This is a genomic window from Sphingobium terrigena (assembly GCF_003591655.1).
Classification (GTDB): domain Bacteria; phylum Pseudomonadota; class Alphaproteobacteria; order Sphingomonadales; family Sphingomonadaceae; genus Sphingobium; species Sphingobium terrigena.
The window spans coordinates 1-24958 of sequence record NZ_QVRA01000030.1 but is presented as its reverse complement, the minus strand read 5'-3'; the positions used below and the strand labels follow the sequence as shown (position 1 = coordinate 24958).

Below are 24958 nucleotides of genomic sequence, written 5' to 3'. Positions count from 1 at the left end.
TAATTACGCGCCGCGCGCCATCGTTTCGCCGCGATCGCGGGCGGCGGTCAGCGTGTCGGTCAGCAGCGTCAGCAAGCGGTCGTCGGCGTCCAGCACATTCATCCCCTCGCGCGTCATGCCGCCGGGGCTGGCGACCCGGTCGGCCAGCACCCCCGGACTGTCGCCGGTGAGGGCACTCGCCCGCGCAGCCATATTGGCCGAACCCTGCACCGTCGCCAGCGCCATGCGCGCGGCCTGATCAGCAGGGATGCCCAGCGCCTCACCCGCTCGCGCCAGCGCGTCGATGAAGCGGAACAGGAAGGCAGGGCCGCAGCCCGATAGCGCCGTCACCTGATTGAACAGCGCTTCATCGCTGATCCATTCGGCCAGGCCGAGCGGTTCGATAAGTGCCGCGACATCGGCCTTTGCCTGCGCCGATGTCCTGTCATCGGCAAACAGTGCCGTGACACCCTCGCCCAGTCCCACGGGCAGATTGGGCATCGCCCGCACCATGTCGCGCACAGCCGGAAAACGCGCCCGCAAATCAGCGAGCGGCGTGCCAGCGAGGATCGAGACGATCTGCGTGTCTGCCCCGCATAAGGGCGCCAGCGCTGCGGCGACATCGGCCATCTGATAGGGCTTCATGCCCAGCAGCACGGTCGTCCCGGCGGGCAGCGTCGCAGGATAATCCGTCACCACCGTCACGCCATCCGCGACCGGACGCCCGCTTGGCCGCAGCACCGTCACCCGCGCGGGATCAAGCCCGCAGTCCAGCCATCGCACCAGCATCTGCCCGGCCATATTGCCGCAGCCGCTAAGGAACAGATGATCGGGCCAACGGATCGCCACGCGCTCAGGCCTCGCCGCGGGTTTCGATCAGGCTGGCGGCAATCGCCTCGGTCGGGCTTTTGCCGCCCCACAGCACGAACTGGAATACTGGATAGAAGCGCTCGCACTCGTCGATCGCGGTCTCGACCAGCAATTGCGCCTGATCCAGCGTCAGCGTGCCGCCTGCGCCCAGCAATGCGCCATGGCGGAACAGGATGATGCCGCTCGACGACCATAGTTCGAAATGGCCGAGCCACAGCTGTTCGTTGATCAGCCCCAGCGTCTCGTAGATCGTGCCGCGCTTTTCGTCGGTGACGCGAATGTCGGGCAGCGCCAGCAATTGCAGCACCTGATCCTCGTCACGCCAGATGCCGCGCAGCTCATATTGCGCCCAGCTGCCTTGCGTATTGGCGACGATCTCATCCTCGCCAACCTGCTCGTAGGTCCAGCCATGCGCCTCGAAAAAGGCCGCCAGCATGTCGATCGGCGCGGCTTCCTGGCCGCCATGCTCAAACTCGTCGCTATCCATCATCGGCGCGCCTTAACACCGCGCACGGCGAAAGGACAGACAGGATCAGTCCGCCTCGGTCGGCTTGATCTTGGTGGCCTTGACGGTCTTTTTGACAGGTTCCGACGTCTTGCCTTCCAGCGCGTCGATGCGGGCCTTGAGCAATTCCACCTCTTCGCGCGCCGCAGCCGCCAGCGCCTTGACCGCGTCAAACTCCTCACGCGACACAAAGTCCGCGCCGCCCATCCATTCCTTGGCCTTCTCGCGCGCATTGGCCTCAAACTCGCGGCTCATGCCCGCCACGGTCCCGGCCGCGCCATTTACGAGCTTGGCCAGATCGTCGAAAAAGCGGTTCTCGCTCTGCATGATGCTCATCCTCTCAACTGGCGCGGCAACCGCGCCAAAAATCATATCTGGGTCTGGAGCGCGGGCGCGACAAGGGTTTCCGCGTCCGGGTTCAGGCGATTAATCTCATAATTGAGGAAGGAGGCAAAGGCCAGCCAGGCGAGATAGGGCAGCAGCAGCCAGCCCGCGACGCGGCGGATGCGGCTGAACAGCCAGGTCGTGATCGCCACCAGCACGAACAGGACGAGGATCAGCACCAGCGCGCTACCGACCTGATGCGCCCGGAAAAAGAGCGGCGACCAGGCAAGGTTCATCACAAACTGGACCAGAAACAGGGCGATCGCCACGCCCCGCCCCTTCGCCCCGCGCGCGTGCAGCACGATCGCCAGTGCCAGTGCCATCGCGATATAGAGGATGGTCCAGGCAACGCCGAACACCCAGCCCGGCGGCATCAGCGCGGGCTTTACCAGCGCGTCGAACCAGCGATTGCCAAAGCCGCTATTGGCGAACTGCCCCGACAGGAAACCCAGCAGGACGATGACCGGCACGGTCACCAGCGCCCAGCGCAGATAGGCAAGGCGCAATTGGCCGGGGGACGCGATTTCGTTCATCGGCAACGCTTCTCCACGCTCATCCTATTCGGCCGGATCGGGCGAATCCTTCAACGCCGAATCCAGCTTGCGACCAACGGTTTGCGGAGAAAGCGTGCGCTTCGCAACACGCGAATAGAATATGGGGATCAGGAACAGGGTGATCAGCGTCGCCAGACTGACCCCAAAGACGATGACCACGCCGATCGAGTTGCGCGCCGCCGCGCCAGCGCCGCCGCGAATCACCAGCGGCACCGCGCCGATGACGGTAGCGATCGACGTCATCAGGATCGGTCGCAGGCGACGGGTCGCAGCCTCGCGAATAGCCTGCGCCACCTCCAGCCCTTCATCACGCAACTGGTTGGCGAATTCGACGATCAATATGCCATTCTTGGCCGCCAGCCCCACCAGCATGACAATGCCGATCTGGCTGTAGAGGTTGATCGACCCGCCGGTGACGATCAGCCCCAGCACGCCACCGGCCACCGCCAGCGGCACCGTGGCGATGATCACGCCGGGGTGGATGAAGCTCTCGAATTGCGCCGCCAGCAGCAGATAGACGATCAATATGGTGAGGCCGAAGATCAGCCAGATCGAACCGCCGGTTTCGCGCAAGGACTGGCTTTCACCGCGATAGCCGATCGCCAGCACTTCGGGCGACTGGCGCGCTTCATTTTCCAGGAATGCAAGGGCCTGTCCCAGCGACGTGCCGGGGGCCAGTGCAGCGGTCAGGGTAATCGCGCGCAGCTTGTTATAGCGGTTGAGCTGGCGCGGCCCGGCCACTTCGCGCACCGTGACGAGCGCCGACAGCGGCACGAGCGCACCATTGGTCGCGCGCACCTGTATCCGCTCCAGATCAGCGAGCGTCTGCCGCCCTTCCTGTTCCGCCTGCACCAGCACGCGATATTCCTCGCCCCGGTCGACATAGGTGGTCACGCGCCGCGACCCCAGCAGGCTTTGCAGGGCCTGGCTGATGTCGTTGACCGACACGCCCAGGTCGCCTGCGCGCTGCTGGTTGACGTCGATCCGCATTTGCGGCTTGGTTTCCTTATAGTCGCTGTCCAGGTTGATCAGCCCCGGATAGCTGGCCGCGGTGGCAATGATGCGATCACGCGCCGCCACCAGCCCTTCATAGGTCGATCCGGCCAGCACGATATTGACCGGCAGACCGCGCCCGCGCCCCAGCCCGGATCGCGGTGCCGCATTGCCGCGAACGCCGGGCTGGTCGGCAATCACCTTGTTGATGATGGTCGCGACTTCCGCCGTCGTGATCGTGCGGTCCTCCCACGGGCGCAGGAAGGCGATGACATTGCCGCTATTGAAATCGTCCGACGTGCCAAAACCTGCTGGCGTGCGGACAATCAGATTCTGGAGCGTCCCATCCTCCCGCAGCGGCGCAAGCCCGGTTTCGATCTTGCGCATATAGGTCAGCATCCGGTCATAGCCGGTGCCCTCCGGCGCGCTGATCTGGCTGTCGACCACGCCAGTATCTTCCGCTGGTGCCAGTTCGCTCGGCAGGAATGAGAACAGTCCACCGGCGAGGCACAGGAACAGGCCAACCCCGATCAAGGGCAGCAGCGGCTTGCGCAGGACATGGTCCAGCCAGCGGGCATAACCGCGCTCCAGCCGCTGAAACCGGGCATCCACCCAGCGCGCCAGCCGCCCGCGCTCGGCATTGTTGAGCAGTTTGGAACAGAGCATCGGCGCCAGGCTGAGCGAGATGAAGCCCGAAAAGGCGATGGCGGCGATCATCGCGATCGCCAGTTCGCGGAACAGCAAACCGGTCTGCCCGGCCAGGAACATGACCGGCACGAACACCGCGCACACGACCAATGTGGTGGAAATGATCGCAAAGCCCACCTGCCGCGTGCCGAGATAGGAAGCGACCAGCGGATCCTCGCCCTGTTCGATGCGGTGATAGACATTTTCCAGCACGACGATGGCATCATCGACCACCAGCCCGATCGCCAGCACGAAGGCGAGCAGGGTCAGCAGGTTGATCGACAGGCCCAGCAGCCACATGACCGCGCAGGTCGCCAGCAGGCAGATCGGCACGGTAATCGCCGGAACGATCGTCGCCCGCACCGACCCCAGAAACAGGAAGATGACCAGGATGACGAGCAGCGCCGCCTCGATCAGCGTATCATAGACATTGTCGATCGCCCGGCTGATGAACAGCGATTCGTCGGAGCCGACCGCCACCCGCATCCCCTGCGGCAGGCTTGGGCGCAATTGTTCGACCAATGCCTTGGCCCTGTCCGCAACCTCCAGCGTGTTCGCACCTGATTGGCGCACGATCCCCAGACCAATGCCAGTCCCGCCGTTGGAGCGGAAGCTGCTATAGGGGTTTTCCGCTCCTTCCTCGATCCGCGCGACATCGCCGAGCTTCACCTGATAGCCATTGTCGCCCCGGCCAACGACCAGCTGGGCAAATTGCTCCGGCGTGGCGAAAGGACGATCGACACGCAGCGTCTGGTTCTGATCCTTCGACTCAAACCGCCCGGCGGGCAGCTCGACATTCTGCGCGCGCAGCGCATTTTCGACATCGGCCGGGGTCAGGGCGAAGGCCGCGAGACGCTCCGCATTCATCCACACACGGGTCGATGGCCGCGCCTCTCCGCCGATCGTCACGCGCGCCACCCCGTCGATCGCGGAAAAACGATCGGCAATATTGCGGTCGATATAATCGCTCAGCTGGATTGCGCTCCAGCCGGGGCGGGAGAAGGCCAGGAACAGGATCGGTCGCGCATCCGCATCGACCTTGCGGATTTCGGGTGCCAGCGCATCCTCCGGCAAATCCTCCACCACCGATCCCACCCGGTCGCGCACATCGTTGGCCGCGGTGTCTATGTCGCGCGAGGGATCGAATTCGATGCTGATGTTGGACGTACCGTCCTGCGACGTCGACGTAATCGTGCGGATGCCCTGCACGCCCGCGACCGCATCCTCGATCAGCTGGGTGATACGGGTTTCCACGACCGAAGCGGCAGCGCCGGTGTAGCTGGTTTCGACCGACACGACCGGCGGATCAGTGTCGGGATATTCGCGCACCGACAGGCTGAGATAGCCGACCACCCCGACGATGCAGAGCAGCACCGCGACGACGGCGGAGAAAACCGGGCGGCGGACGGACAGGTCGGACAGCTGCATGGCGCTACTTAGCCTGCGGGCTTGGCTGATGGCGCGGGCTTGTCCCCTGCCAGCCGCACCGGCGCGCCATCGCTCAGCTTGACGACGCCATCGGTAACGACCATCTGCCCGGCCTTCACCCCGCCCAAAATCTCGACCAGCCCGTTCTGGCGCAGGCCGGTATCAACCTTGACCCGCTTGGCCTTGCGATCCTCCAGCACGAACACGAAGCGTTCCTCACCATCGCCGACCACCGCCAGTTCGGGTAGCGCAAGCGACTTGCGCTGGCGCGACACGATGCTGACGGTCAGCAACATGCCCGGCTTCAACGCACGGTCGGGATTGGGCAGGATCGCGCGGACGCGGACGGCGCGGGTGGCGGGGTCGATCACCGGGTCGATCGTCGCGATCGTGCCGGTAAAGGGCCGGTCGGGCCAGGCGGCGGAGACGGCGCGGATGGCCTGACCCGCGCGAATGGTGGCCAGGCGCGTTTCCGGCACGGTGAAGTCCAGCTTGATCCGCGAAATATCGCTGACCGTGGCGATCGCCGTACCCGCCGTCACGATCGCGCCGGGCGATACGGTGCGCAGGCTGACCCAGCCGCCAAAGGGCGCGCGGATCACCCGGTCGCTGATCGCGGCCCGGCTCTGGTCGGCACTCGCCTTGGCCGCATTGGCCAGCGCCAGCTGCTGGTCGAGCGAGGCGGCGGTGGCAAAGCCGCGCGCCTTCAACGCCTGCACCCGTTGCAATTGCTGCCCGGCCTGCAACGCCTGCGCCTGCGCCGCGGCCAGTTCCGCCTGCTCCTGCGCAATTGCCATAGTCGCGATCACCTGCCCCTTGGCGACATAGCCGCCATCGGCAAAATTGATCGACGTAACCCGCTCGGTCACTGGCGCGGACAGGATGACCTGTTCATTGGCCAGCGCCGTGCCGACCGCGTCCAGCGTATCGGCGAAATCGGCAGTCGCGATCGGCGCGGCCTCGACCAGCGCGGCCGGGCGCGGCTTGGGTGCCTTGTCGCCGCTGCAACCGGCAAGGCAAAGGGCGGTGAAAAGAAACAGGGAATTGCGCATGGTGGAGGGCTATCGGGCCTTTCAGTACGACACAACATGGCCTTTTGTCGCAAGATGTAACAACGTCCCAAATAACGAACATAGGGCGTTTATCCACCAAGCCGGGCATGGAGCAGAAATTCGACATTGCCCTGCGGTCCGGTGATCGGACTGGGCGTGATGCCGATAACGGTCCAGCCCTGTGCCTGTATCCATGTGCGGACCTCTTCGCAGACACGCGCGTGGATTTCGGGATCGCGCACCACCCCGCCCTTGCCGACTTCATCCCGCCCCGCCTCGAACTGCGGCTTGATCAGCGCCACCAGCGCCGCGCCGGGGCGGGCGAAGGTCAAGGGCCGCTCCAGCACCTTGGCCAACGATATGAAGCTGGCGTCGCACACGATGATGTCGATCGGTTCGGGGATGTGCGCCGCTGTCAGGATGCGCGCGCTGGTCTGTTCATGGACAATGACCCGATCGTCGCTGCGCAATTTCCACGCCAGCTGGTTGGTGCCGCTGTCCACCGCATAGACCCGGACCGCGCCATTGGTCAGCAGCACATCGGTAAAGCCGCCGGTCGAACTGCCCACGTCCAGCCCCACCATGCCGGTCACGGAAATCGCATATTCGGCCAAAGCATGGGCCAGCTTGATGCCGCCACGCGACACCCAGGGATGGTCCCGCCCGCGCACGTCCAGTTCGGCGTCCAGCGCGACCTGCTGCCCGGCCTTGTCGATCTTCCGGTCGCCCAGAAAGACCAGGCCCGCCAGGATCAGCGCCTGCGCCCGCGCCCGGCTTTCCGCCAGGCCATTGTCGACAAGCAACTGGTCGGCACGAATTTTCGCCATCAGCGCACCAGCGCCGTCAGCGTGGCTGGCGTCAGCAATTGCGGCAGCGTCTGCGCCTCCCTGCCCGGCGCATACCAGAGGTAGAGCGGCACGCCCGACCGGCCCTGCCCTTCCAGAAAGCGGGTGATCGCGGGATCGGCATTGGTCCAGTCGCCGACCATGACCGTGACGCCGCCCTTGTCGAACGCCGCGCGGGTTTCGGCACGGTCGATCGCGGCGGCCTCATTGGCCTTGCAGGTCAGGCACCAGTCGGCGGTGAAATAGAGAAATATAGGTTTGTTGGCGGCGCGCAGGCTGGCCAGTTTCGCTTCGTCGAACGGGAGCGCCGCCCCCTCCTGCGCAGCAGCGGCGGGCGCGCGCGACGGCAGCAACGCCACCGCCCCGCCCAGCACGGCCAGCCCCGCCAGCGCGACGATCCAGCCACCGCCCCGTCCGGCCCGCTGCCGACTGCCCAGCCACCAGAGCAGCAGGACAAAGGCCAGCATAGCAGCCAGACCAATGGTCATGCCCACAACGCCGCGTTGCTGCCCCAGCAACCAGGCCAGCCCCAGCGCGGTCAGGAACATCGGGATCGCCAATATCTTCTGGAACCGCCCCATCCATGGTCCGGGGCGCGGCAGCCGCGTGCGCAGCGCCGGGATATAGGCCAGCAGCAGGAAGGGCAGCGCCAGCCCCAGCCCCAGCCCGGCGAACACCGCCAGCGCGGCTGCCAGCGGCAGCACCATCGCCGCGCCCATCGCCGCGCCCATGAACGGCCCGGTGCAGGGCGTCGCGACGAAGGCGACCAGCGCCCCGGTCCAGAACGCGCCCGCCATACCGCCCTTGCCCGCCAGCCCCTCGCCCCCGCCAACCGCGCGCAATTCGAACAGCCCCGCCAGATTGAAGGCGATGGCACTGACCAGCAGCAGCAGCGTCAAAATGATGCGCGGGTCCTGCAACTGGAACGCCCAGCCCACCGCCGCCCCCGCCGCGCGCAACGCCAGCAGCGCCGCCCCCAGCGCCAGACAGGTGGCGATCACCCCGGCGGCGTAGGCCAACGCCTCGCGCCGGACGGTGCGCTCATCGCCGCCCGCCTTGGCCAGCTTCATGGCTTTCAGGCCCAATATCGGAAAAACGCAGGGCATGATGTTGAGCAGCAGCCCGCCCAGCAACGCACCACCCAGCGCGATCATGATCGCCTGCATCGTGCCGCCTGACGCCGCGACCGCGCCGGGGCGGGCCGTCAACAGGAAGCCGACATGGTCCCCGGTCGCAAGCACCGCCTGCACCGGGCCACCCTTGCCGCCCTCGCCCGCGTCGGTTTCGACCAGCAGCCGGTCGCCATCGCGGGTCACGCGCTGCGGCGCGGCATAGCGCGCCAGCCCTTCGGCAAGCGGGAAAAGATGCACATTGCTGGCCTGCGCATCGGCGGGGAACGGCACCGACAGGCGCAGCTTGCCACCCGCAATCGCATAGGTCGCCTCCGACCCCAATGGCCGGGGCAGATGGCTGCGCCACCCGTCGAACCGCGCCCGATCCGCCGCTGCGACCTGCCCGTCGCCCGCCACCAGATCGAGCGCCATCTCGCCGCTTTCGGGGACGCAGACCTTGTCGGTGCAGGCCAGCCATTGTGCTTTCACCCGCACCGGCAGGCGCGTGCCAGCCGCGACGTCGGGCGCAACGGTCAGGGTCGCCAGCACGCCATAGGTGCCTTCATAGACATGGTTCATCAGGCCCGAAATCAGCAGCGTTTCCGGCACCGGATAGCGCAGACGCCCGACGCTCACGCCCTTTGGCAATGTCCAGCTCACTGTCATGCCAAGGCCAGCGTCGCCCGGATTTTCCCAATAGCCGTGCCACCCCGCCTCCGGCACCATGGCAAAGGCTATGTTCGTCGCCTTGCCCGGTGCGGGCGTGGCGCTTTCGGCCACCAGCCGCGCGGCGATATGCGGCGCGCCGCCCCCGAAAGCGCCCTGCGCCTGCGCGCCTGAAACCCCGGCCAGCAACGCCAGCGTCATCACTATGACATGAAAAATCCGCATCGGGCCTCTGGTCGGGTGGATGTCAGCGGGCTAGGTCCGGTGGCGTTCGCCGTCAAGGCTGGAGAAGGTACAGTAGATGTTGAGAAAAGTCGCCGCCGCCCTGCTGCTCGCCACCGCAACCCCCGCGACCGCACAAACGACGCCGCCCAAGCTGATCGTCGCGATCTCGGTCGACCAGTTTTCGGCCGACCTGTTCAGCGAATATCGCCAATATTATAGCGGCGGCCTCAAGCGACTGACGCAGGGCGTCGTGTTCCCCAAAGGCTATCAAAGCCATGCGGCGACCGAAACCTGCCCCGGCCATTCGACCATCCTGACCGGTAGCCGCCCATCGCGCACCGGCATCATCGCCAACACCTGGTTCGACCTGTCGACCGCGCGGGAGGACAAGGCGATCTATTGCGCCGAGGATGAAAGCGTGTCCGGCAGCAACAGCGGCGATTATGTCGCCTCCCCCATTCACCTCAAAGTCCCGACTTTGGGCGGTCGAATGAAGATCGCCAACCCCGCCACCCGCGTCGTGTCGGTCGCGGGGAAGGATCGCGCCGCGATCATGATGGGCGGGCCGACCGCCGACCAGACTTGGTGGATCGGCGGCGCGCAGGGCTTTGTCAGCTACAAGGGCGTCGCCACCCCGCCGCTGGTCGCGAAAATCAACGAAGCTTTCGCCCAGCGTCTGGCCCAGCCCAATCCGGGCTTTGAGCTGCCGCAGCAATGTATGGCCAAGGATTTCCCCGTGTCGATCGGCGCTGGCAAGAGTGTCGGCACCGGTCGCTTCGCCCGCGCCGCCGGTGACTTCAAGGCCTTCCGCGCCTCGCCCGAACAGGATGCAATGACGCTGGTGCTGGCCGCCGGCGCGATCGAAAGCATGGCGCTGGGCAAGCAGGCACAGACCGACATCATCTCGATCGGCCTGTCGGCAACCGATTATGTCGGTCACACATATGGCACCGAAGGCACGGAAAGCTGCATCCAGATCGACCGGCTCGACCGGGAACTGGGCGCTTTCTTCGATCGCCTCGACAAGGATGGCATCGACTATGCCGTGGTGCTGACTGCCGACCATGGCGGCCACGACCTGCCCGAACGCCATCAGGAAAATGCCATGCCGATGGACGCGCGCGTCGATGAAGCGCTGACGCCCAAGGCGCTGACCGCAACCATCGGCGCAAAGACCGGCCTCACTGGCAGGAAACTGATCTGGGGCGACGGCCCGGCGGGCGACCTGTATATCGACAAAGGACTGACCGCCGCCCAGCGCGCGAAGGTAGAGGCCGAAACGCTCAAATTGCTGCGCGCCCATCCGCAGGTCGAGGCGGCCTATACCAAGGCGCAGATCGCCGCCGTCCCCTCCCCCTCCGGCCCGCCGGAAAGCTGGACCCTGCTTCAGGAAGCCCGCGCCAGCTTCGATGCCCAACGGTCGGGCGACATATTGCTGCTGCTGAAACCGCGCGTGACCCCGATCCCCGATCCGACCAAAGGCTATGTCGCTACCCATGGCAGCCCATGGGACTATGACCGCCGCGTCCCCATCCTCTTCTGGCGCAAGGGGCTGATCCATTTCGAACAGCCACTGGGCGTGGAGACGGTGGACATCATGCCCACGCTGGCGGCGCTGATCGCCCTGCCGGTTGCCAAGAGCGAGATTGACGGCCGCTGCCTGGATCTGGTGGCGGGCGAAGGGACCAGCTGCCCGGCGCAATAAACCCGATCAAACACCCAACCTCCGTTCGTTTCGAGCGAAGTCGAGAAACCTCAGCCAGCGTTTCTCGACACGCTCGAAACGAACGGAGGTAGGATCAAATATTCTCCCCCACCCCGTCCGTGCTTTGCACCATCGCATGGACGCGGTGCGGGGCGGATACCTCGACCCGGCTGGTCACCTCATATTGCGCCTTGGCCTGACGCACGTTGGAGTCGGCCGGCACGCTGTCGGTCAGCCAGACATTGCCGCCGATGACCGACCGGCTGCCGACGATGATCCGCCCCAGCACCGTCGCGCCGGCATAGATGACGACATCATCCTCGATGATCGGATGGCGCGGCAGTGCCTTTTCCAGCGCACCCTTCTCGTCCGACGGGAAGCTGCGCGCGCCCAGAGTCACGCCCTGATAGAGCCGCACCCGCTGTCCCACGATCGCGGTTTCGCCGATGACGACGCCGGTGCCATGATCGATGAAGAAGCTGGGACCGATCTTCGCGCCAGGGTGAATGTCGATCCCGGTCTTGCCATGGGCGATTTCGGAGATGATCCGCGCCACCAGCGGCGCGCCCAGTTCGTGCAGCCGGTGCGCCAGCCGATGGTGGATGATCGCCAGCATCGAGGGGTAGCAGATCAGCACCTCGTCCACGCTGCGCGCGGCGGGATCGCCCAGAAACGCCGCCTCCACATCGGTATCGAGCAATTCGCGCAAACCGGGCAGCGCCTGTGCAAAGCCGCTGATGATCCGCGTCGCCTGCGCGTCGATCGCGGTCGCCGGTTCGTCCTTAAGCGCATAAATCAGCTCCAGCCTGATCTGGCCGTAGAGGCGGCTGAGCACGGTCTGGAGCGTCTCGGCGACGAAACTATCCTCATTATGCAGCCGCACGAAATCGGGGCCAAGCCGCAGCGGGAACAGCGCGCCGCACAGCGCCTGCATGATTTTCGTCAGATTGGCGCGCGAGGGAAAACCCTCCGCGCCATATTCGGCATGATGCTGCTGTTCGCGCCGCCAACGACCGCGCACTGCGCCCAGATCAGCAACCAGCCGATCCAGATCCCAGTAACCGTCAACCTCGCTATTTGGCTTGTCCACGTCCGCCGTCATATGCGCCTCATTCCTTGATGACGCAGGCTTAGCCTGTTCAGGGACTTGGCGATAAACGAGTTTTGCTTGTAGCCGGACAGTTTCTCATTTGCTGGCGGGCAGGAACAGGCAGATTTCGGCGCGCAAGCCCCCTTCGGGCCGATTGGCCAGCGTCAGCTTACCCCCTTCGGCATCCACCGCCTTTTGCACGATCGCCAGTCCCAGCCCCAGCCCGCTCGTATTACGCTGACGCGCGGTGTCGAGCCGGGCGAAGGGCTTGAGCACGGCGTCCAACTGGTCGCGCGGGATGCCGGGGCCATCGTCATCGACCCGGATCAGCACCTCATTCCCCTTGCGTTCCACGCTCACCCGCGCGCGCTTGCCATAATGAAGCGCATTTTCAATGAGGTTGCGCACCGCCCGGCGGAGCGAGAGCGCCCGCACCGCCATTTCCAGATGGTCCGGCCCGGCATAATCGACATCATGGCCATGGTCCTGAAACGCATCGACAATCGTCGCCACCGTAACGGCCAGGTCGGTGCGCACCGCGGGTTCGGGATCTTTCTCGCCACCCAGAAAATCGAGCAGCGATTCGATCATCTGCCCCATTTCCTCCAGATCGCCGTCCATCGCCGCGCGCGTCTCGCCATCCGGCACCGTCTCCAGCCGCAATTGCAGCCGGGCGAGCGGGGTCCGCATGTCATGGCCGACCGCCGCCAGCGTCTCGGTCCGCTCGTCGATCAGGCGATGGATGCGGGTCTGCATCACGTTGAAGGCGCGGATCAGGTTGCGCACATCATTGGTGCCCGCTTCAGGCAAGATGACTTCCCGTCCCAGGCCAATCTGCTCGGTCGCGCGGGTCAGGTCGCGCAGCGGGTCCAGCGTCTTGCGGATCAGCACCCAGCCTGCGATCAACAAAGCGAGCACCGGGATCAGCGCCATCCCCATCCGCCCGATGGTGAAGGCCCATTTGCCCCCGCCATGGTGCATCCCGAAATAGAGCCAGCTGCCATCGGGCAATTGCAGCCCGCCATTGATTTCCGAATGGCGACCGGGCGACGCCAGTCGCAGCCACAGGCGCGACCGTTCCAGACTGGGTTCCCAGGCGATGATCTGTTGCCGCATCCGTTCCAGTTCGGGCGACAGCGGCGGCGGCGGCGGCGCAGCGGGCGACCAGTGGACATCGTACCGATCCGTGGTCAGCTGCACACCCATGGTGCGGCGCTCCTCGACCGGTTGTTCGGTCAGCAGCTTGCGGGCGATCACCAGATGCTCGGCCAGGCGCCGCGCCTCATCATCCTGCAACGATAGCTGGCTGGCGCGTTCGTACATCAGCGTGCCGACCGCAAATTCCAGCATGACCGTCAGCAACAGGATCGCAAAAATGCGGCCGACCAGCCCCAGCGATCCTTTGAAATGCCGTTTCAAGCGCGGCTGACCTCGGCATTGAACATGTATCCGACGCCGCGCACGGTAGTGATCGGCGCGGGGCGATCTTCGGTGGTCAGCTTACGGCGCAGGCGGCTGACCAGCACGTCGATGCTGCGGTCGCTGCTGTCGCCCATGCGGGTGCGCGACAGTTCGATCAGCCGCTCCCGCGCGATCACCCGCTGCGGATGGCTGAGGAAGCTGCCCAGCAGATCAAATTCCGCACCGGTCAGGTCAACGATCGCGCCGGTGGGCGATCGCAGTTCGCGGCGGGGAAAATTGACCACCCAATCGTCGAAGCGCGCTTCATTTTCGCGATGATCGTCCGGCCCGCGCTCCAGCCCCACCCGGCGCAATATGGCGCGGATGCGGGCGATCAGTTCGCGGGTGCCGAACGGCTTTGGCAGATAATCGTCCGCGCCCAGTTCCAGCCCGACGATCCGGTCGGTCTCGCTGCCCTTGGCGCTGATGAAGATGATGGGAACGTCGCTCTTGCGCCGGATCTGGCGGCACAGGTCAATGCCGTTGGTGCCGGGCAGCATGACGTCCAGCACGACCAGATCAACCGGCCCGGCATCAAACGCGACCCACATTTCCGGTCCCGAAGAGGCAGGGCGAACCTGATAGCCATGTTCCTGCAACGCTCGCGCGGTCAGGGTGCGGAGCGGCGGGTCATCCTCGACCAGGATGATGGTGGGGGCAGTCATGATGGGGCCGACAGAGCGTTGGTCATGTCAGCAGGGATAGGGTCGCCCTTAACAGGGGTCAACCATGAGACGCTTGGGAAACGATCCGCAGCCGCACCAGCAACAATTTGTCATGCCAGCGCAACTGCGACAGGCAAGGTTATGCCGGGCCTGCATGAACAGGCCCGGCATATTAGATCAGAAGGCTGCGGTCAGCGAGAAGACGACCTGGCTGCGCGCAATCGACTTGCCAACGTCCTTGCTATCGCCCGAAACCATGAAGTTGGGACGCAGATAATTTTCCTCGACGCGGGCAATGTCGGTGTCGACATAGGCCACGCCCAGGGTCAGCGGCGTGCCGGGAATGGCGACGTCCGCACCGACCATCCAGTCGAGATACTTGCCAGTCGGCGCGATCGACGTACCGTTCGGGCCAAGGCCGGGGTTACCATTCGACCAACCCAGATGCGCCTTCAGCGAAACCGGCGTGTTGGGGATGGCGCCGCTCACGTCAGCCCAGACGTAGAGGTTATCTTCCTTGTCGCCCGGATTGAAGATGGTGCAAGCCGCATCGCTGCACCAGTTACCCAGGGCTTCCTGCTTGGGCGCGTAGGCAACGCCAACCAGACCCTTGACCGGGCCGATCGTGCTGGACAGCTTGATATAGGGTTCGGCGAAATCGGTGATGTCCGCACCCGACGGGTACATATACCAGGTCAGACCGACGTCCAGCGTCGCGCCGCCCAACGGAATGGCGTAACCGGCGAACAGGTCGAGTTCCATGTTGGAGCCACCGAAACGGCCCCAGCCACCCAGGTTCGATGCCCAGGTGCCGACATAGGCGCCGCTTTCATGCGTGGCGGTAATGCCACCCTGAACGGCCATGCCCTTGTCGCTCTGCGACACGCCACGGAAACGATAGTCGGAAACGAGTGCAACGCTGCCCGTAACGGTGACGGGGCTAGCAGGTTCTTCCTGCGCGAAAGCCGGTACGCTGGAAATAAGCGCGAGGGCGACAGTAGCGATCTTATACTTCATGAACATTCCCCTTTACGAAAGAATGTTCCGTCCTGCGTCCACTCTGGTCCGAAAGTCTGTTGCTTGCGCTTCCAGTACCGGTGGTCGAGGTCTGCCTAATTCTCAAATGCCCGTCAGGCAAACAGGATTTTCTCGCAGATGCGAGATGATGCTCATCGCTGTGACATAAAAGTAACTATTAATTCCCGGCACATGGCGACGCCAAAGCGCAAAATGCCGCCGTGTCGGGGGACACGGCGGCACCTTTTGTCACCTGGTCGAGGGGGGATGATCAGGCGACGAGCTGGCGCATCCGTCCGGTTGCGCCAAACAGTTCAACGGGCGACCCCGCGCCGCGGCGGCGGTCGACCCATTCGCGCACCATTTCCGCGCATGTATGGTCGATATGCCCCAGCCGCTCGACATTCAGGATGACGAGGCCAGCGGTCGGCAGCGAATCGAGCTTGGCCGACAGCTTGGGCAGGTTGAGGAAGGTCGCAGACCCGCGCAGCGCGACTTCATGCGCGTCGCCCCGGCTTTCTTCCTCCATCCTGAGCCGCAGGCGGCTAAGATGCGGTACCAGTTCCAGCATCGACAGACCGATGCCGACCAGCACGCCGGTCAACAGGTCGGTCGCAACGACGCAAATCAGCGTCGCGGCCCACACCACGGCAGGCAATGGGCCATAGCGGTGGAGCAGATGGCGAACATGATCGACACTGACCAGACGGACACCGGTGACGACCAATATGCCCGCCAGCGCAGCCATCGGGATTTCACGCAGCAACCAGGGGAGCAGCGCGACGAAGCCCAATATCCATACGCCATGCAGCACGGCCGACATGCGGGTCTTGGCCCCTGCCTGCACGTTGGCGGAACTACGAACGATAACACCGGTCATCGGCAGCGCCCCGGCAAAGCCGCAAAGCAGATTGCCCACGCCCTGCGCGCTCAGTTCGCGGTTATAATCGGTGCGGACGCCGTCATGCATCCGGTCGACCGCGGCGGCTGAGAGCAATGTTTCGGCGCTGGCGATGAAGGCGATGGCAATGGCGGTCGTGATGACGGTCGGGTTGAGCAACTGCGCCAGCAAGCCACCGTCGGGCAGAGCTATGGCACCGACAATCGATTCGGGCACTGTGACTCGCGCAACCGGCAGGCCGAGCAGGAACGCTATCAGCGTGGCCGCAACCACGCCAACCAGCGCGCCAGGCACCAGCTTGAGCGAGGCGGGACGGAATTTCTCCCAGCCCAACATGCCAAAGATGGTGACCATGCCGACCGCAAAGGCCGTCGCCGCATCGCTATTGCTCAGCCCGAAAATCTGGCCCGGCATCGCGATCAGATTTTGCAGGCCGCTCGACAGCGGCTTGTCGTCGAACAGCACATGGAATTGGCCGACCACGATCAGCACGCCGATGCCCGCGAGCATCCCGTGGACGACCGCAGGCGAGATGGCACGAAACCAGCCGCCGACCCGCAACAGGCCAGCGACGACCTGGATCGCGCCTGCCAGGATCAGGATGGGACCAAGGGCGGACAGCCCCTGTTCGCGGACGATTTCAAAGACGATGACGGCCAAACCCGCCGCAGGACCGCTGACCTGCAACGGCGAACCTGCCAGCAACCCCACAACGATGCCGCCGATGATGCCGGTGATCAGGCCTTTTTCCGGCGGTACGCCGGATGCAACCGCAATGCCCATGCACAGCGGCATCGCCACCAGAAAGACAACGATCGACGCTACGAAATCGCGGCTGAATGTGCCACCGGAAAAGGCTTTCAACATGGCTTACTCCGCCGCCAGGGCATAATGGCTTTCGCCCGCGAGGCGACGACCATGGGGTAACGCGACCGGCAGTGGCTGCCCTTCGCGCAACGGCGAAAAGCGGCCGGTTTCGCCATCAAGGCCCATCACCAGACCGGCGTGAATGTCGACATACCAGCCATGCAGCGCAATCTCACCGCGCGCGATGCCCGACGCGACCGATGGATGGGTGCGCAGATGGGCCAGCTGCACCACGACATTTTCCAGCGCCATATTGCGCAGCTTTTCCGCGTCGCTCAGATCGGCAGGATAGCTTTCGCGGCAAACCTGCTGCGCGGCGTGGCTGTGCCGCAGCCAGGCGGCAACATTGGGCATGGCAGTCAGGTCAGCCTCGGTGGACAAAGCCTTCATCGCGCCGCAATCGCTATGACCGCACACGATGATGTCGCGCACGCCCAGCACCATGACGGCATATTCGACCGTCGAGGTCACGCCGCCATTTTGCGTCGCGTGCGGCGGGACGATATTGCCCGCATTGCGGCATACGAACAGATCGCCGGGCTGTGCCTGCATGATATGTTCGGGCACGATCCGCGAATCAGCGCAGGAGATCATCAGCGCCTTGGGGCTCTGGCCGTCACTGGCGAGTCGATTGTAAAGCGCGCTTTCATTCGGAAAAGTGTGCTTTTCGAAGTTGAAAACGCGACCGATAAGCTCGTTCATGGAGTCTATCCTTTTGTTGCTTTGCCGGTCTGGGGGCGGACCGGCCTGCCAGCTTAGATAGGAGAGCGGTTTTGCTGCGTCGCAGCGGCTTTGTTAAATAGTATGTCTGGACGTTGAATTGATACGCCAGCGCGACAATGCCCGATTTCAGCGGCGATCGACCGTCGCGCTCAACATATAGCCGACGCCGCGCGCGGTCACGATCGGCGCGGGCCGGTCGCCATGGCGCAGCTTGCGGCGCAGGCGGCTGATCAGCACGTCGATGCTGCGATCGGACGATGGCGCGTCCCGCACCCCGGCCAGTTCCATCAGCCGCGCCCGCGCAATCACCGTCTGTGGATGATCCAGCAACACAGCCAGCAATGTAAATTCCGCCGCCGTCAGATTGACGGGCAGGCCTGCCGGATCGAACACTTCCCGCCGCCCGAAATGCACCACCCAACCATCGAACAGCGCTTCGGTCTGGCGGCCAAGGCCCAGCGACCGGTCGCTACGCCCCCGGCGCAGCACCGCCCGCACCCGCGCCGCCAGTTCGCGACCCGAATAGGGTTTGGCCATATAATCATCCGCCCCCAGCTCCAGCCCGACCACCCGGTCAACCTCGCTGCTGTTGGCACCGACCAGAATGACCGGCACATCGCTGCGTTCGCGCACGTCGCGACACAGGTCCAGCCCGTCCGCCCCGCGCAGCGCCGAATCCAGCACGACGACACCGACCGGCATTGTGCCCAATGCCTGAAAGACATCATCGGAGGATTTGGCCGGAAGGACGCGAAAGCCGCTCTCCTCCAGAAATTCGCGGATCGTCCGGCGCAGGTCCGGCTGCGTCTCGGCGACCATGATCAGCGGCGCGGTTACCGGCATTGCGGGCCTTCCGGCGCACCTTTGTCCGTCATCATCGCAACTCCTGCTCAGGCGAAAGCATCCGATCCCTGCGGAACCGGAGCGCCCGAATTAGGGACGGCGAATGTCTCCGAAATTTGCCGGACGTAACAAATTGTTGCTACCGGGACATCAGCGGCATCCGGGCGGCGGGATAGCCAGTCACATCGGGCCATAGCTGCGCCATCACGCTTGCCAGCCACAAGGCGTCGCTGCCCGCCCAATGTCGCGTCGGACAGCGCTGGTCGGCGATCCGCACCGCCGCGCTGATCTGCGCTTCATCGACCTGCCGCTCATCCATCAGGGTTGCGACATGATCGATCGCAAAGGGGGCCGCCCGTCCGGCAGCCGCTGCCAGCGTGTCCAGCCAATAGGGGTCGATCAGGCTGTCGGCGACCACCCGTTGCCCGCCCACCGCATCGTCCAGCTGATCCAGCACGACATGGACGGGCAGGCCGTCACGCTCAATCCGCGCCCGGCTCAGCCCATGCAAAGCCTCCGCCTCGGCCGTCCAGTCCCACCCCGACCAGTCAGGGTGCGGCCGAATCAGCCAGCTGCGCGCACCGTCCCTGCCCGCCAGTCCGACCTCGATCGGAAAGGACCGTCCATGGCGCGGCAGGCAGGACGCCTCGAAATCTATGGCAAACATGGGTAGAACCGTCTCCGCTTTCGCGCGATTTTCGATACCCCCCTGTCGTCCCCAACTATGTCACGCCAAAGTCAGCCGCCACCCTCTTGACGAAAAATCATGCAAGTCGTGGCCCGACTGGGGTAGAGCGTCGGCATCTGCTAATCGGCAATCATCTTGCCTCAACCGGACCCGCTTATGACCGTCGTTGCTGCCTATCTTTATCGCAATGGTGCCCGTGTCCGGGCAGTGTCGATCGACGAACGAATCGACTGCGCTCATGACAAATCCGAATTTGTCTGGATCGGTGTCGCCGACCCGACGCTGGCTGAAATGCAGGCGCTCCAGCGCACCTATGATCTGCATCCGCTCGCAGTCGAGGATGCGATCAAGGCCAACCAGTTGCCCAAGGTAGATCTCTATGGCGACCAGCTGTTCGTCGTCGCCCGCACCGCCCATGTCGAGGATGGCAGCATCTGCTATGGCGAAACCGCGATCTTCGTGGGCCACAGCCATATCATCACCGTCCGCCACGGTTCGGCCCGCGCGCACCTGGCCCTGCGGCAGGATCTGGAGGCGGTGCCTGCCCGCCTGTCCCAGGGCGTCGATTATGTCCTGCACGCCATCCTGGACTTCGTGGTCGATGGCTATCTGCCGATTATCGAGGGGATAGAGGAAGAGGTGCTGGCGATGGAGCAGCATACGGTCGATACTTTCCTGGGCCGCGACGACATCACCCGCATCTTCAACCTGCGCCGCCAGTTGCTGCGCTTCCAGCGCATCCTGACCCCGATGCAGGAGGTCGCGACCAAATTCGTCAAGCAGGAACTGCCCTGCATCGACCCTGAAGCCCGCCCCTATTTCAGCGACGTGCGCGACCATGTCCGCCGGGTCCAGACAATGGTGGAGGATCTGCGCGAAATCCTGACGTCGGTGTTTGAATTCAGCAATCTGCTCGAACAACAGCGCACCGGCGTCATCACCCGTCAGCTCGCCGCCTGGGCCGCGATCCTGGCTGTGCCGACAGCGATCGCGGGCATTTACGGCATGAATTTCGACCATATGCCCGAACTGCGCACCCGCTACGGCTATTTCGTCGTGCTGAGCGTAATCAGCATCATCTGCACCCTGCTCTACGCCCGCTTCAGGAAACTCAAATGGCTGTGACAGAAGCCGTGGAACGCGCCGCCCGTGCCATGTACGCCAATATCGCGCCCGACTGGGACTGGGCCGATCCCGACGCGGAACCGATGCGGCGCATGTATCGGGAAAACGCCCGCGTCGTTCTAACCACGATCCGCGATCCGGGCCTGCCGATGGACGCGCCAGCGCTCGCCGTCTGGCAGGCGGTCATCGACGCGATGCTGGCTGAGGCGTAAGAAAAATGGTGCGCCTTGAAGGGGAAAGTTTGAACCAACTTTTCTCGACCTTGGCGGACTGGAACCAGCTTTTGGCTGCTATGCCGCTGGATGCCTTGGAAGATCTCCCGGCGACTGATGGCCCGGAACCACCCGGCCCATGATGGCGCGGCCCTGATTCCGTAAACCCCCGAACTTCGTTCCAACCCGGCGCATCATACCCGCGTGTTCACTCGCGCGGGAATGGTGCGCCTTTGTTTGTCGTGACCCATGCCTGATCAGAAAAAACGCGATGCGCCGCTTTCGCTGCGGCTATCGCGTGACGAACGCGCGCGCCTTGAGCGTGACGCGGCTGGCATGAGTCTGGGCGCATATATAAAGTGGCGCTTGTTCGACCCCGACCGACCACCGCCGCGCACACGCGGCAAGGCTCCGGTGCGTGACCATATTCTTCTCTCGCAGCTTATGGCTCTTCTGGGCCAATCGCGCCTGTCCTCCAACGTCAACCAACTCGCCAAGGCGGCCAACAGCGGCTCCCTTCCCGTCACCCCCGAAACCGAATCCGAGTTGCATCACGCTTGCCGCGACCTCGCCGAGATACGCCGGATGCTGGTGCAGGCGCTCGGCCTCGATGCGCGAGATGCCCCATGATCATCAAAGCATCGACACGCGGCAATCCAACGGCGCTGGCGCGCCATTTGCTCAACGACCGCGACAATGACCAGATCGAACAGCATGATGTTCGCGGCTTCATGGCCGAGGATGTCATGGCCGCCATGCGTGAGCAGCAGGCCATGGATCAGGGCGTCAAATCCCGCCAGACCTTATTTTCCGTCTCCCTTTCTCCGCCGCAGGACCAGAGCGTTGACGTTGCCGTGTTCGAAAAGGCCATCGCCGACATCGAGCTTTCTGTCGGTCTGAAGGACCAGCCGCGCGTCGTCATCTTCCACGAGAAGGAAGGGCGGCGACATGCCCATGCCGTGTGGTCGCGCATCGACGCTGAGCGCATGACCGTCATTCCGTTGCCCTTCTACAAGCAGCGGCTGATGGCGATCTCCAAGGACATCTATCTTGAACAGGGATGGAAGCTGCCGCAGGGTTATATCGACAGGACCGAGCGCGACCCGCGCAATTTCGACCTGACGCTTTACCAGCAAGCCAAGCGCGAAGGCATCGATCCCAAGCAGTTGAAGCTGATGGCCAAGGAAGCATGGGCGCTCTCCGACAATCGCGCGTCCTTCGAGCAGGCATTGGAGGCGCGCGGCTTGTATCTCGCCAAGGGCGACCGTCGCAGCCATGTGGCGATGACCTGGCGCGGCGAGGTCATCGCTCTGTCCCGCTTGCTCGACAGGAAAAGCAAGGAGGTGCGCGAACGACTCGGCAGCGCCGAGGAACTTCGCAGCCTCGACGATACGCGCGCTCATGTCGCCGAACATATCGCGCCGACATTGCAAAAGCTGATCGGGGAAGCCGACAGTCAGAAGACCGAGCGGCTTGCTCCTCTCGACGCGCAGCGCATGGCGATGAAGGTCGATCATGCGGAGGAACGCCAGCGCCTCGATGAGGGGCTCAGGAAGCGGCATGAGGACGAACAGCGCCAGCGCGCCGAACGTCTGCGTCATGGCCTTGCCGGTGTTCTCGACCGCATTACGGGCCGCTATGCGAAACTCCGCGAGGAGCATGAGCGCGAGGCGTGGGCCGCGCTCCAGCGCGACCGCGAACAGCGTCAGCGACTCCTTGATGCCCAGCTTGCCGAGCGTCGCCAGCTACAACAGCGCATCGTCGATGTTCGCAAGGACCATGGCGACCGTGTCGTCGAACTGCACCGCGACCTTGCCGCGCAGCTTGCCGCCGACCGCAGCAACAAGCACGATGCCCGGCGGGCTTGGCTGGAAGCGCAACAGCGCAGCGAACAGGACGACCGCCGCGATTGGCTGGAACAGCAGCAGCACATCAAGGATCAGGAGCGTGAACAATGGCTGGCCAGCCAGCAATCGAACACAAGGGAGGCTACGCCCGACCGGGATGAGGAACGTCTTTCATGGCTGTTCGAGCAACGGCAGCGTTCGACGCACCGGGATATTGAACAGAAGCGGCATGACATCGCGTCGGACTTCAACGAGCGCGTGAAATGGCTCGAACAGAATAAAGACCGGGACCATGCGGATCGCGGTCCTGACATCGAGCGGTAAGGCGACAAAAATTGGGGCCGCGCCATATCGGCGCGACCCCATGAAGTTCAGGCCTTTCTTTTTGGGGCGGCGTTATCGCCGACCGCCGCCACTTCCGAGCGTCAGCATCAGGAATTCGCCCGCCATCAGGGCAAGCATGACGACCAGCGCGCTGAACAGGAATGTCAGCATCGCAACGATGATCCACCAGAAGAACCAGCCGATGGCCACCATCCATGCGCCATAGTTCACTTCCATATAGCCAATGGCCCAATCCACGGTCGCCCCATGAATTTGCGGCGTGAATACGAAGGTGAAACCGACCGCCATCGTGATCGAGAACCATTTGATGATCCAGTTCGTGGGATTGCCGCCGCCCATGCTACCGCCACCACCCCTATGCTGTCCGAACATTGCCTTTCTCCCGATGAGCCGGGCGGAGCCGGATGGTCCGCCATGGCCGGGAGTTTAGGACGTGCGGCGACCCTATACGGGGGGATAGGTATGTCGGACACCAACGCCGATTAGGGTTTTGTTAACCATTTTTTAGATTTTCCCGCATATCATGGTTGTGCCCGCAAAAGCAGAACGAGAACCGGGCCATAATGAGGGTGCACATGGCATTGGATGCCAGCGAAATAGAGCGGCTCAGAGCCGCCGTTCCAGATATGCACAGGCCGCCGCGTAATGCGGGCGGCCTATTGTCCCATCGCTTCGAGGCGCACGTCGATCCCGTACATGAGACAGGTGCTGCGCGGGACAGCGAACTTGAGCGACACAATCTCGGCATGGCTTTCCTTGCCGATGTTGCCGCCAATCCCGATACCGCTAACCCCAATTTTCGGTTGACCGGCGGTCTTGCTGCTATCCGCACAATCGACGCTGAAAAGCGCCAGCATGAGGAGCACGATGCTTGGGAGTTTGCGCTCGACCAATATCGGGCGGACCTTGATCGCAAGCTGGCGGCGCTGGATGCAGAGCTTGCCGCAATCGACAAGCGGCTGGAGGAAATCCGTCAACGTCAGGAAGCCATCGGCGAACAGATGGAAGCGCTGGACGAATTGACCCGCCTCAAGCGCAGCGGGAAGTTCGATCCGAACAATCCGGCGCACCTGCGCCTTGCCCGCAATGCTGGACTGTCGCCGGATGAGATTGCCCGCATGGATGCTGCCGATCTCACATTGCGCCGTCAGGCGCTAGACCGCGAGAATGGCGACCTCGAAGAGGAATGGAACGAGCGCATGAAGCGCCGAGGCGAGGTCGTGCAGGAACGTGAGGCCGTGGTCGAAGCGCGCGCCGAAATCGAACATGCCGACACTGGCGAAGCCCGCATTCTGGCGGAGCGCCGTGCTGCCACTGTGCTTGGCGCGCAGCAGCTAGGCGAAGCCGCCTACCAGACGCAGCGCAACGAAGCGAAAATAATCGCGGCGGATGCCGTGGCCGCGAATGAGGCAGAAATCCTTCGGGCGGATAGCCAAAAATACAATCGTCTTGCCAGCGCAGGCGACCGTGGTGCGATCGAAACCGGGAAAGTCACCGGATTTGAACTGGATAATGAAAGCATCCACCTTACGCCCGCACCACCCCGACCGCTTTAAGCGATGATGCGATATGCTGCGCTCAGCGCAGCGGGAATTCCGAGCAGCGCAATCACGACGACCGAGCAGCCGCTTTTGGTGCCGTTTCCATCCTGCAACTTCCGTCCGTCAGCCTCTATTTGCCGCTGCATGGCATCACGCGATTTTCGGCCAGCTTTCGCAATGGCTTCGCGTTCCGCGTTCTCACGCTCGATGCGAGTCCTGTCATTATGCGCATTTACGCGCGGATCTTCGGCCATAATGAATCTCCGGGATTGGTTAAGTGGGGGCAGACCGAGCGAGACTATCGCGCGTAATATTCGCGCCACACGTCCCGAACGAGCCGCGTGATGTCTGCTTGACTGATCTCGTTCAAGTCGATGGGGTTGGTGACATGATGCCCTTTGGCATATATTTCCATGGAGGCGCGCCCCCCGGTTGGCCCCATGAACACGCAACTGATGCGATAGCCTTGCGCTACGGCCTGCTGCATTCCGGCACGGGCCTTGTGCGTATCGCTCCGGTGAGGGCCGCCTTGCGGTGATTGGCTGATATTTTGACATGGCACCGGTGCAAGCGCCGGTGTTTGCACCGATACTAAGGACGGTGCGATGAGTCAGATCACGGTAATTTC

At 63.8% G+C, this 24958-nt stretch carries 24 protein-coding genes; 6 read left to right on the top strand and 18 right to left on the bottom strand.

Annotated features, from left to right (window positions below):
* Positions 1 to 3: 3 nt before the first annotated feature.
* The 8 genes from D0Z70_RS20985 to D0Z70_RS20950 form a co-directional block, all read right to left on the bottom strand.
* Positions 4 to 768, bottom strand: coding sequence for a pyrroline-5-carboxylate reductase family protein (locus tag D0Z70_RS20985; RefSeq protein ID WP_420820397.1), 765 nt, complete (start codon positions 766 to 768; stop codon positions 4 to 6).
* Positions 769 to 832: 64 nt separating this feature from the next.
* The gene (locus D0Z70_RS20980) at positions 833 to 1339 is read right to left on the bottom strand and encodes a type III secretion system chaperone family protein (protein WP_006963728.1); all 507 of its coding nucleotides are present in this window, start codon (positions 1337 to 1339) and stop codon (positions 833 to 835) included.
* 42 nt (positions 1340 to 1381) lie between these two features.
* Positions 1382 to 1681 (bottom strand): accessory factor UbiK family protein, encoded by a 300-nt coding sequence (locus D0Z70_RS20975; RefSeq protein ID WP_119749850.1) that lies wholly within the window; start codon positions 1679 to 1681, stop codon positions 1382 to 1384.
* Positions 1682 to 1722: 41 nt separating this feature from the next.
* Entirely contained in the window at positions 1723 to 2271 is a 549-nt protein-coding gene (locus D0Z70_RS20970; RefSeq protein ID WP_119749808.1) for a TspO/MBR family protein, read from the bottom strand.
* Between the two features lie 24 nt (positions 2272 to 2295).
* Positions 2296 to 5400, bottom strand: coding sequence for an efflux RND transporter permease subunit (locus tag D0Z70_RS20965; RefSeq protein ID WP_119749806.1), 3105 nt, complete (start codon positions 5398 to 5400; stop codon positions 2296 to 2298).
* An 8-nt stretch (positions 5401 to 5408) separates the two neighbouring features.
* On the bottom strand, positions 5409 to 6452 hold the full coding sequence (locus tag D0Z70_RS20960) for an efflux RND transporter periplasmic adaptor subunit (RefSeq protein ID WP_119749804.1): 1044 nt from the start codon (positions 6450 to 6452) through the stop codon (positions 5409 to 5411).
* 89 nt (positions 6453 to 6541) lie between these two features.
* The gene (locus D0Z70_RS20955; RefSeq protein ID WP_119749802.1) at positions 6542 to 7279 is read right to left on the bottom strand and encodes a TlyA family RNA methyltransferase; all 738 of its coding nucleotides are present in this window, start codon (positions 7277 to 7279) and stop codon (positions 6542 to 6544) included.
* Positions 7279 to 9300 (bottom strand): protein-disulfide reductase DsbD family protein, encoded by a 2022-nt coding sequence (locus D0Z70_RS20950; RefSeq protein WP_119749800.1) that lies wholly within the window; start codon positions 9298 to 9300, stop codon positions 7279 to 7281. The genes D0Z70_RS20955 and D0Z70_RS20950 overlap by 1 nt, the downstream gene beginning before the upstream one ends.
* A 76-nt stretch (positions 9301 to 9376) precedes the next feature.
* Between D0Z70_RS20950 and D0Z70_RS20945 the strand changes: the two genes are divergently transcribed.
* Positions 9377 to 11005 (top strand): alkaline phosphatase family protein, encoded by a 1629-nt coding sequence (locus tag D0Z70_RS20945; RefSeq protein ID WP_119749798.1) that lies wholly within the window; start codon positions 9377 to 9379, stop codon positions 11003 to 11005.
* A 94-nt stretch (positions 11006 to 11099) separates the two neighbouring features.
* Here D0Z70_RS20945 and epsC read toward each other — a convergent pair whose 3' ends face one another.
* From epsC to D0Z70_RS20905, 8 genes are all read right to left on the bottom strand, one after another.
* Positions 11100 to 12107: a serine O-acetyltransferase EpsC gene (gene epsC, locus D0Z70_RS20940; RefSeq protein ID WP_119749796.1), complete on the bottom strand. Its 1008-nt coding sequence runs from the start codon at positions 12105 to 12107 to the stop codon at positions 11100 to 11102.
* A gap of 84 nt (positions 12108 to 12191) precedes the next feature.
* Positions 12192 to 13514, bottom strand: coding sequence for an ATP-binding protein (locus tag D0Z70_RS20935; RefSeq protein ID WP_119749794.1), 1323 nt, complete (start codon positions 13512 to 13514; stop codon positions 12192 to 12194).
* Positions 13511 to 14221 (bottom strand): response regulator, encoded by a 711-nt coding sequence (locus D0Z70_RS20930; RefSeq protein ID WP_006961535.1) that lies wholly within the window; start codon positions 14219 to 14221, stop codon positions 13511 to 13513. Before D0Z70_RS20930 ends, D0Z70_RS20935 begins: the two co-directional genes overlap by 4 nt.
* A 177-nt stretch (positions 14222 to 14398) precedes the next feature.
* The gene (locus D0Z70_RS20925; RefSeq protein WP_119749792.1) at positions 14399 to 15244 is read right to left on the bottom strand and encodes a TorF family putative porin; all 846 of its coding nucleotides are present in this window, start codon (positions 15242 to 15244) and stop codon (positions 14399 to 14401) included.
* Between the two features lie 265 nt (positions 15245 to 15509).
* Entirely contained in the window at positions 15510 to 17006 is a 1497-nt protein-coding gene (locus D0Z70_RS20920) for a SulP family inorganic anion transporter (RefSeq protein WP_119749790.1), read from the bottom strand.
* A 3-nt stretch (positions 17007 to 17009) separates the two neighbouring features.
* Positions 17010 to 17708, bottom strand: a complete 699-nt coding sequence (locus D0Z70_RS20915; RefSeq protein WP_119749788.1) for a carbonic anhydrase — start codon at positions 17706 to 17708, stop codon at positions 17010 to 17012.
* Between the two features lie 147 nt (positions 17709 to 17855).
* Entirely contained in the window at positions 17856 to 18572 is a 717-nt protein-coding gene (locus D0Z70_RS20910; protein ID WP_119749786.1) for a response regulator transcription factor, read from the bottom strand.
* A 139-nt stretch (positions 18573 to 18711) separates the two neighbouring features.
* A complete protein-coding gene (locus D0Z70_RS20905; protein WP_119749784.1) occupies positions 18712 to 19239 on the bottom strand; it encodes a hypothetical protein in 528 nt (175 codons plus the stop codon).
* A gap of 177 nt (positions 19240 to 19416) precedes the next feature.
* Here D0Z70_RS20905 and D0Z70_RS20900 point away from each other — a divergent pair, with 177 nt between their 5' ends.
* From D0Z70_RS20900 to D0Z70_RS20885, 4 genes are all read left to right on the top strand, one after another.
* Positions 19417 to 20385 (top strand): magnesium and cobalt transport protein CorA, encoded by a 969-nt coding sequence (locus D0Z70_RS20900; protein ID WP_119749782.1) that lies wholly within the window; start codon positions 19417 to 19419, stop codon positions 20383 to 20385.
* Positions 20376 to 20597: a hypothetical protein gene (locus D0Z70_RS20895; RefSeq protein WP_119749780.1), complete on the top strand. Its 222-nt coding sequence runs from the start codon at positions 20376 to 20378 to the stop codon at positions 20595 to 20597. The genes D0Z70_RS20900 and D0Z70_RS20895 overlap by 10 nt, the downstream gene beginning before the upstream one ends.
* 249 nt (positions 20598 to 20846) lie before the next feature.
* Positions 20847 to 21227, top strand: coding sequence for a hypothetical protein (locus D0Z70_RS20890; protein ID WP_119749778.1), 381 nt, complete (start codon positions 20847 to 20849; stop codon positions 21225 to 21227).
* Positions 21224 to 22768 carry a relaxase/mobilization nuclease domain-containing protein gene (locus D0Z70_RS20885; RefSeq protein ID WP_119749776.1) on the top strand — a complete coding sequence of 515 codons (1545 nt, stop codon included), beginning with the start codon at positions 21224 to 21226 and terminating at the stop codon, positions 22766 to 22768. The genes D0Z70_RS20890 and D0Z70_RS20885 overlap by 4 nt, the downstream gene beginning before the upstream one ends.
* A 72-nt stretch (positions 22769 to 22840) precedes the next feature.
* On the opposite strand, the gene D0Z70_RS20880 is transcribed toward D0Z70_RS20885, so the two are convergent.
* The gene (locus D0Z70_RS20880) at positions 22841 to 23161 is read right to left on the bottom strand and encodes a hypothetical protein (RefSeq protein ID WP_147418810.1); all 321 of its coding nucleotides are present in this window, start codon (positions 23159 to 23161) and stop codon (positions 22841 to 22843) included.
* A gap of 203 nt (positions 23162 to 23364) precedes the next feature.
* On the opposite strand from D0Z70_RS20880, the gene D0Z70_RS20875 reads away from it, so the two are divergent.
* Positions 23365 to 24345 carry a hypothetical protein gene (locus D0Z70_RS20875; protein ID WP_147418809.1) on the top strand — a complete coding sequence of 327 codons (981 nt, stop codon included), beginning with the start codon at positions 23365 to 23367 and terminating at the stop codon, positions 24343 to 24345.
* On the opposite strand, the gene D0Z70_RS20870 is transcribed toward D0Z70_RS20875, so the two are convergent.
* A complete protein-coding gene (locus tag D0Z70_RS20870) occupies positions 24342 to 24584 on the bottom strand; it encodes a hypothetical protein (RefSeq protein ID WP_119749770.1) in 243 nt (80 codons plus the stop codon). The genes D0Z70_RS20875 and D0Z70_RS20870 overlap by 4 nt on opposite strands.
* Positions 24585 to 24958: the final 374 nt, after the last annotated feature.

Coding starts and splice junctions, on each gene's coding strand:
- D0Z70_RS20885 (WP_119749776.1), top strand. CDS start 21,224: ATGATCATCAAAGCATCGACACGCGGCAATCCAACGGCGCTGGCGCGC.
- D0Z70_RS20930 (WP_006961535.1), bottom strand. CDS start 14,221: ATGACTGCCCCCACCATCATCCTGGTCGAGGATGACCCGCCGCTCCGC.
- D0Z70_RS20965 (WP_119749806.1), bottom strand. CDS start 5,400: ATGCAGCTGTCCGACCTGTCCGTCCGCCGCCCGGTTTTCTCCGCCGTC.
- D0Z70_RS20950 (WP_119749800.1), bottom strand. CDS start 9,300: ATGCGGATTTTTCATGTCATAGTGATGACGCTGGCGTTGCTGGCCGGG.
- D0Z70_RS20910 (WP_119749786.1), bottom strand. CDS start 18,572: ATGCCGGTAACCGCGCCGCTGATCATGGTCGCCGAGACGCAGCCGGAC.
- D0Z70_RS20905 (WP_119749784.1), bottom strand. CDS start 19,239: ATGTTTGCCATAGATTTCGAGGCGTCCTGCCTGCCGCGCCATGGACGG.
- D0Z70_RS20900 (WP_119749782.1), top strand. CDS start 19,417: ATGACCGTCGTTGCTGCCTATCTTTATCGCAATGGTGCCCGTGTCCGG.
- D0Z70_RS20960 (WP_119749804.1), bottom strand. CDS start 6,452: ATGCGCAATTCCCTGTTTCTTTTCACCGCCCTTTGCCTTGCCGGTTGC.
- D0Z70_RS20970 (WP_119749808.1), bottom strand. CDS start 2,271: ATGAACGAAATCGCGTCCCCCGGCCAATTGCGCCTTGCCTATCTGCGC.
- D0Z70_RS20985 (WP_420820397.1), bottom strand. CDS start 768: ATGCTGGTGCGATGGCTGGACTGCGGGCTTGATCCCGCGCGGGTGACG.
- D0Z70_RS20915 (WP_119749788.1), bottom strand. CDS start 17,708: ATGAACGAGCTTATCGGTCGCGTTTTCAACTTCGAAAAGCACACTTTT.
- D0Z70_RS20925 (WP_119749792.1), bottom strand. CDS start 15,244: ATGTTCATGAAGTATAAGATCGCTACTGTCGCCCTCGCGCTTATTTCC.
- D0Z70_RS20890 (WP_119749778.1), top strand. CDS start 20,847: ATGCCTGATCAGAAAAAACGCGATGCGCCGCTTTCGCTGCGGCTATCG.
- D0Z70_RS20945 (WP_119749798.1), top strand. CDS start 9,377: ATGTTGAGAAAAGTCGCCGCCGCCCTGCTGCTCGCCACCGCAACCCCC.
- D0Z70_RS20920 (WP_119749790.1), bottom strand. CDS start 17,006: ATGTTGAAAGCCTTTTCCGGTGGCACATTCAGCCGCGATTTCGTAGCG.
- D0Z70_RS20875 (WP_147418809.1), top strand. CDS start 23,365: ATGGCATTGGATGCCAGCGAAATAGAGCGGCTCAGAGCCGCCGTTCCA.
- epsC (WP_119749796.1), bottom strand. CDS start 12,107: ATGACGGCGGACGTGGACAAGCCAAATAGCGAGGTTGACGGTTACTGG.
- D0Z70_RS20955 (WP_119749802.1), bottom strand. CDS start 7,279: ATGGCGAAAATTCGTGCCGACCAGTTGCTTGTCGACAATGGCCTGGCG.
- D0Z70_RS20880 (WP_147418810.1), bottom strand. CDS start 23,161: ATGTTCGGACAGCATAGGGGTGGTGGCGGTAGCATGGGCGGCGGCAAT.
- D0Z70_RS20870 (WP_119749770.1), bottom strand. CDS start 24,584: ATGGCCGAAGATCCGCGCGTAAATGCGCATAATGACAGGACTCGCATC.
- D0Z70_RS20975 (WP_119749850.1), bottom strand. CDS start 1,681: ATGCAGAGCGAGAACCGCTTTTTCGACGATCTGGCCAAGCTCGTAAAT.
- D0Z70_RS20980 (WP_006963728.1), bottom strand. CDS start 1,339: ATGATGGATAGCGACGAGTTTGAGCATGGCGGCCAGGAAGCCGCGCCG.
- D0Z70_RS20895 (WP_119749780.1), top strand. CDS start 20,376: ATGGCTGTGACAGAAGCCGTGGAACGCGCCGCCCGTGCCATGTACGCC.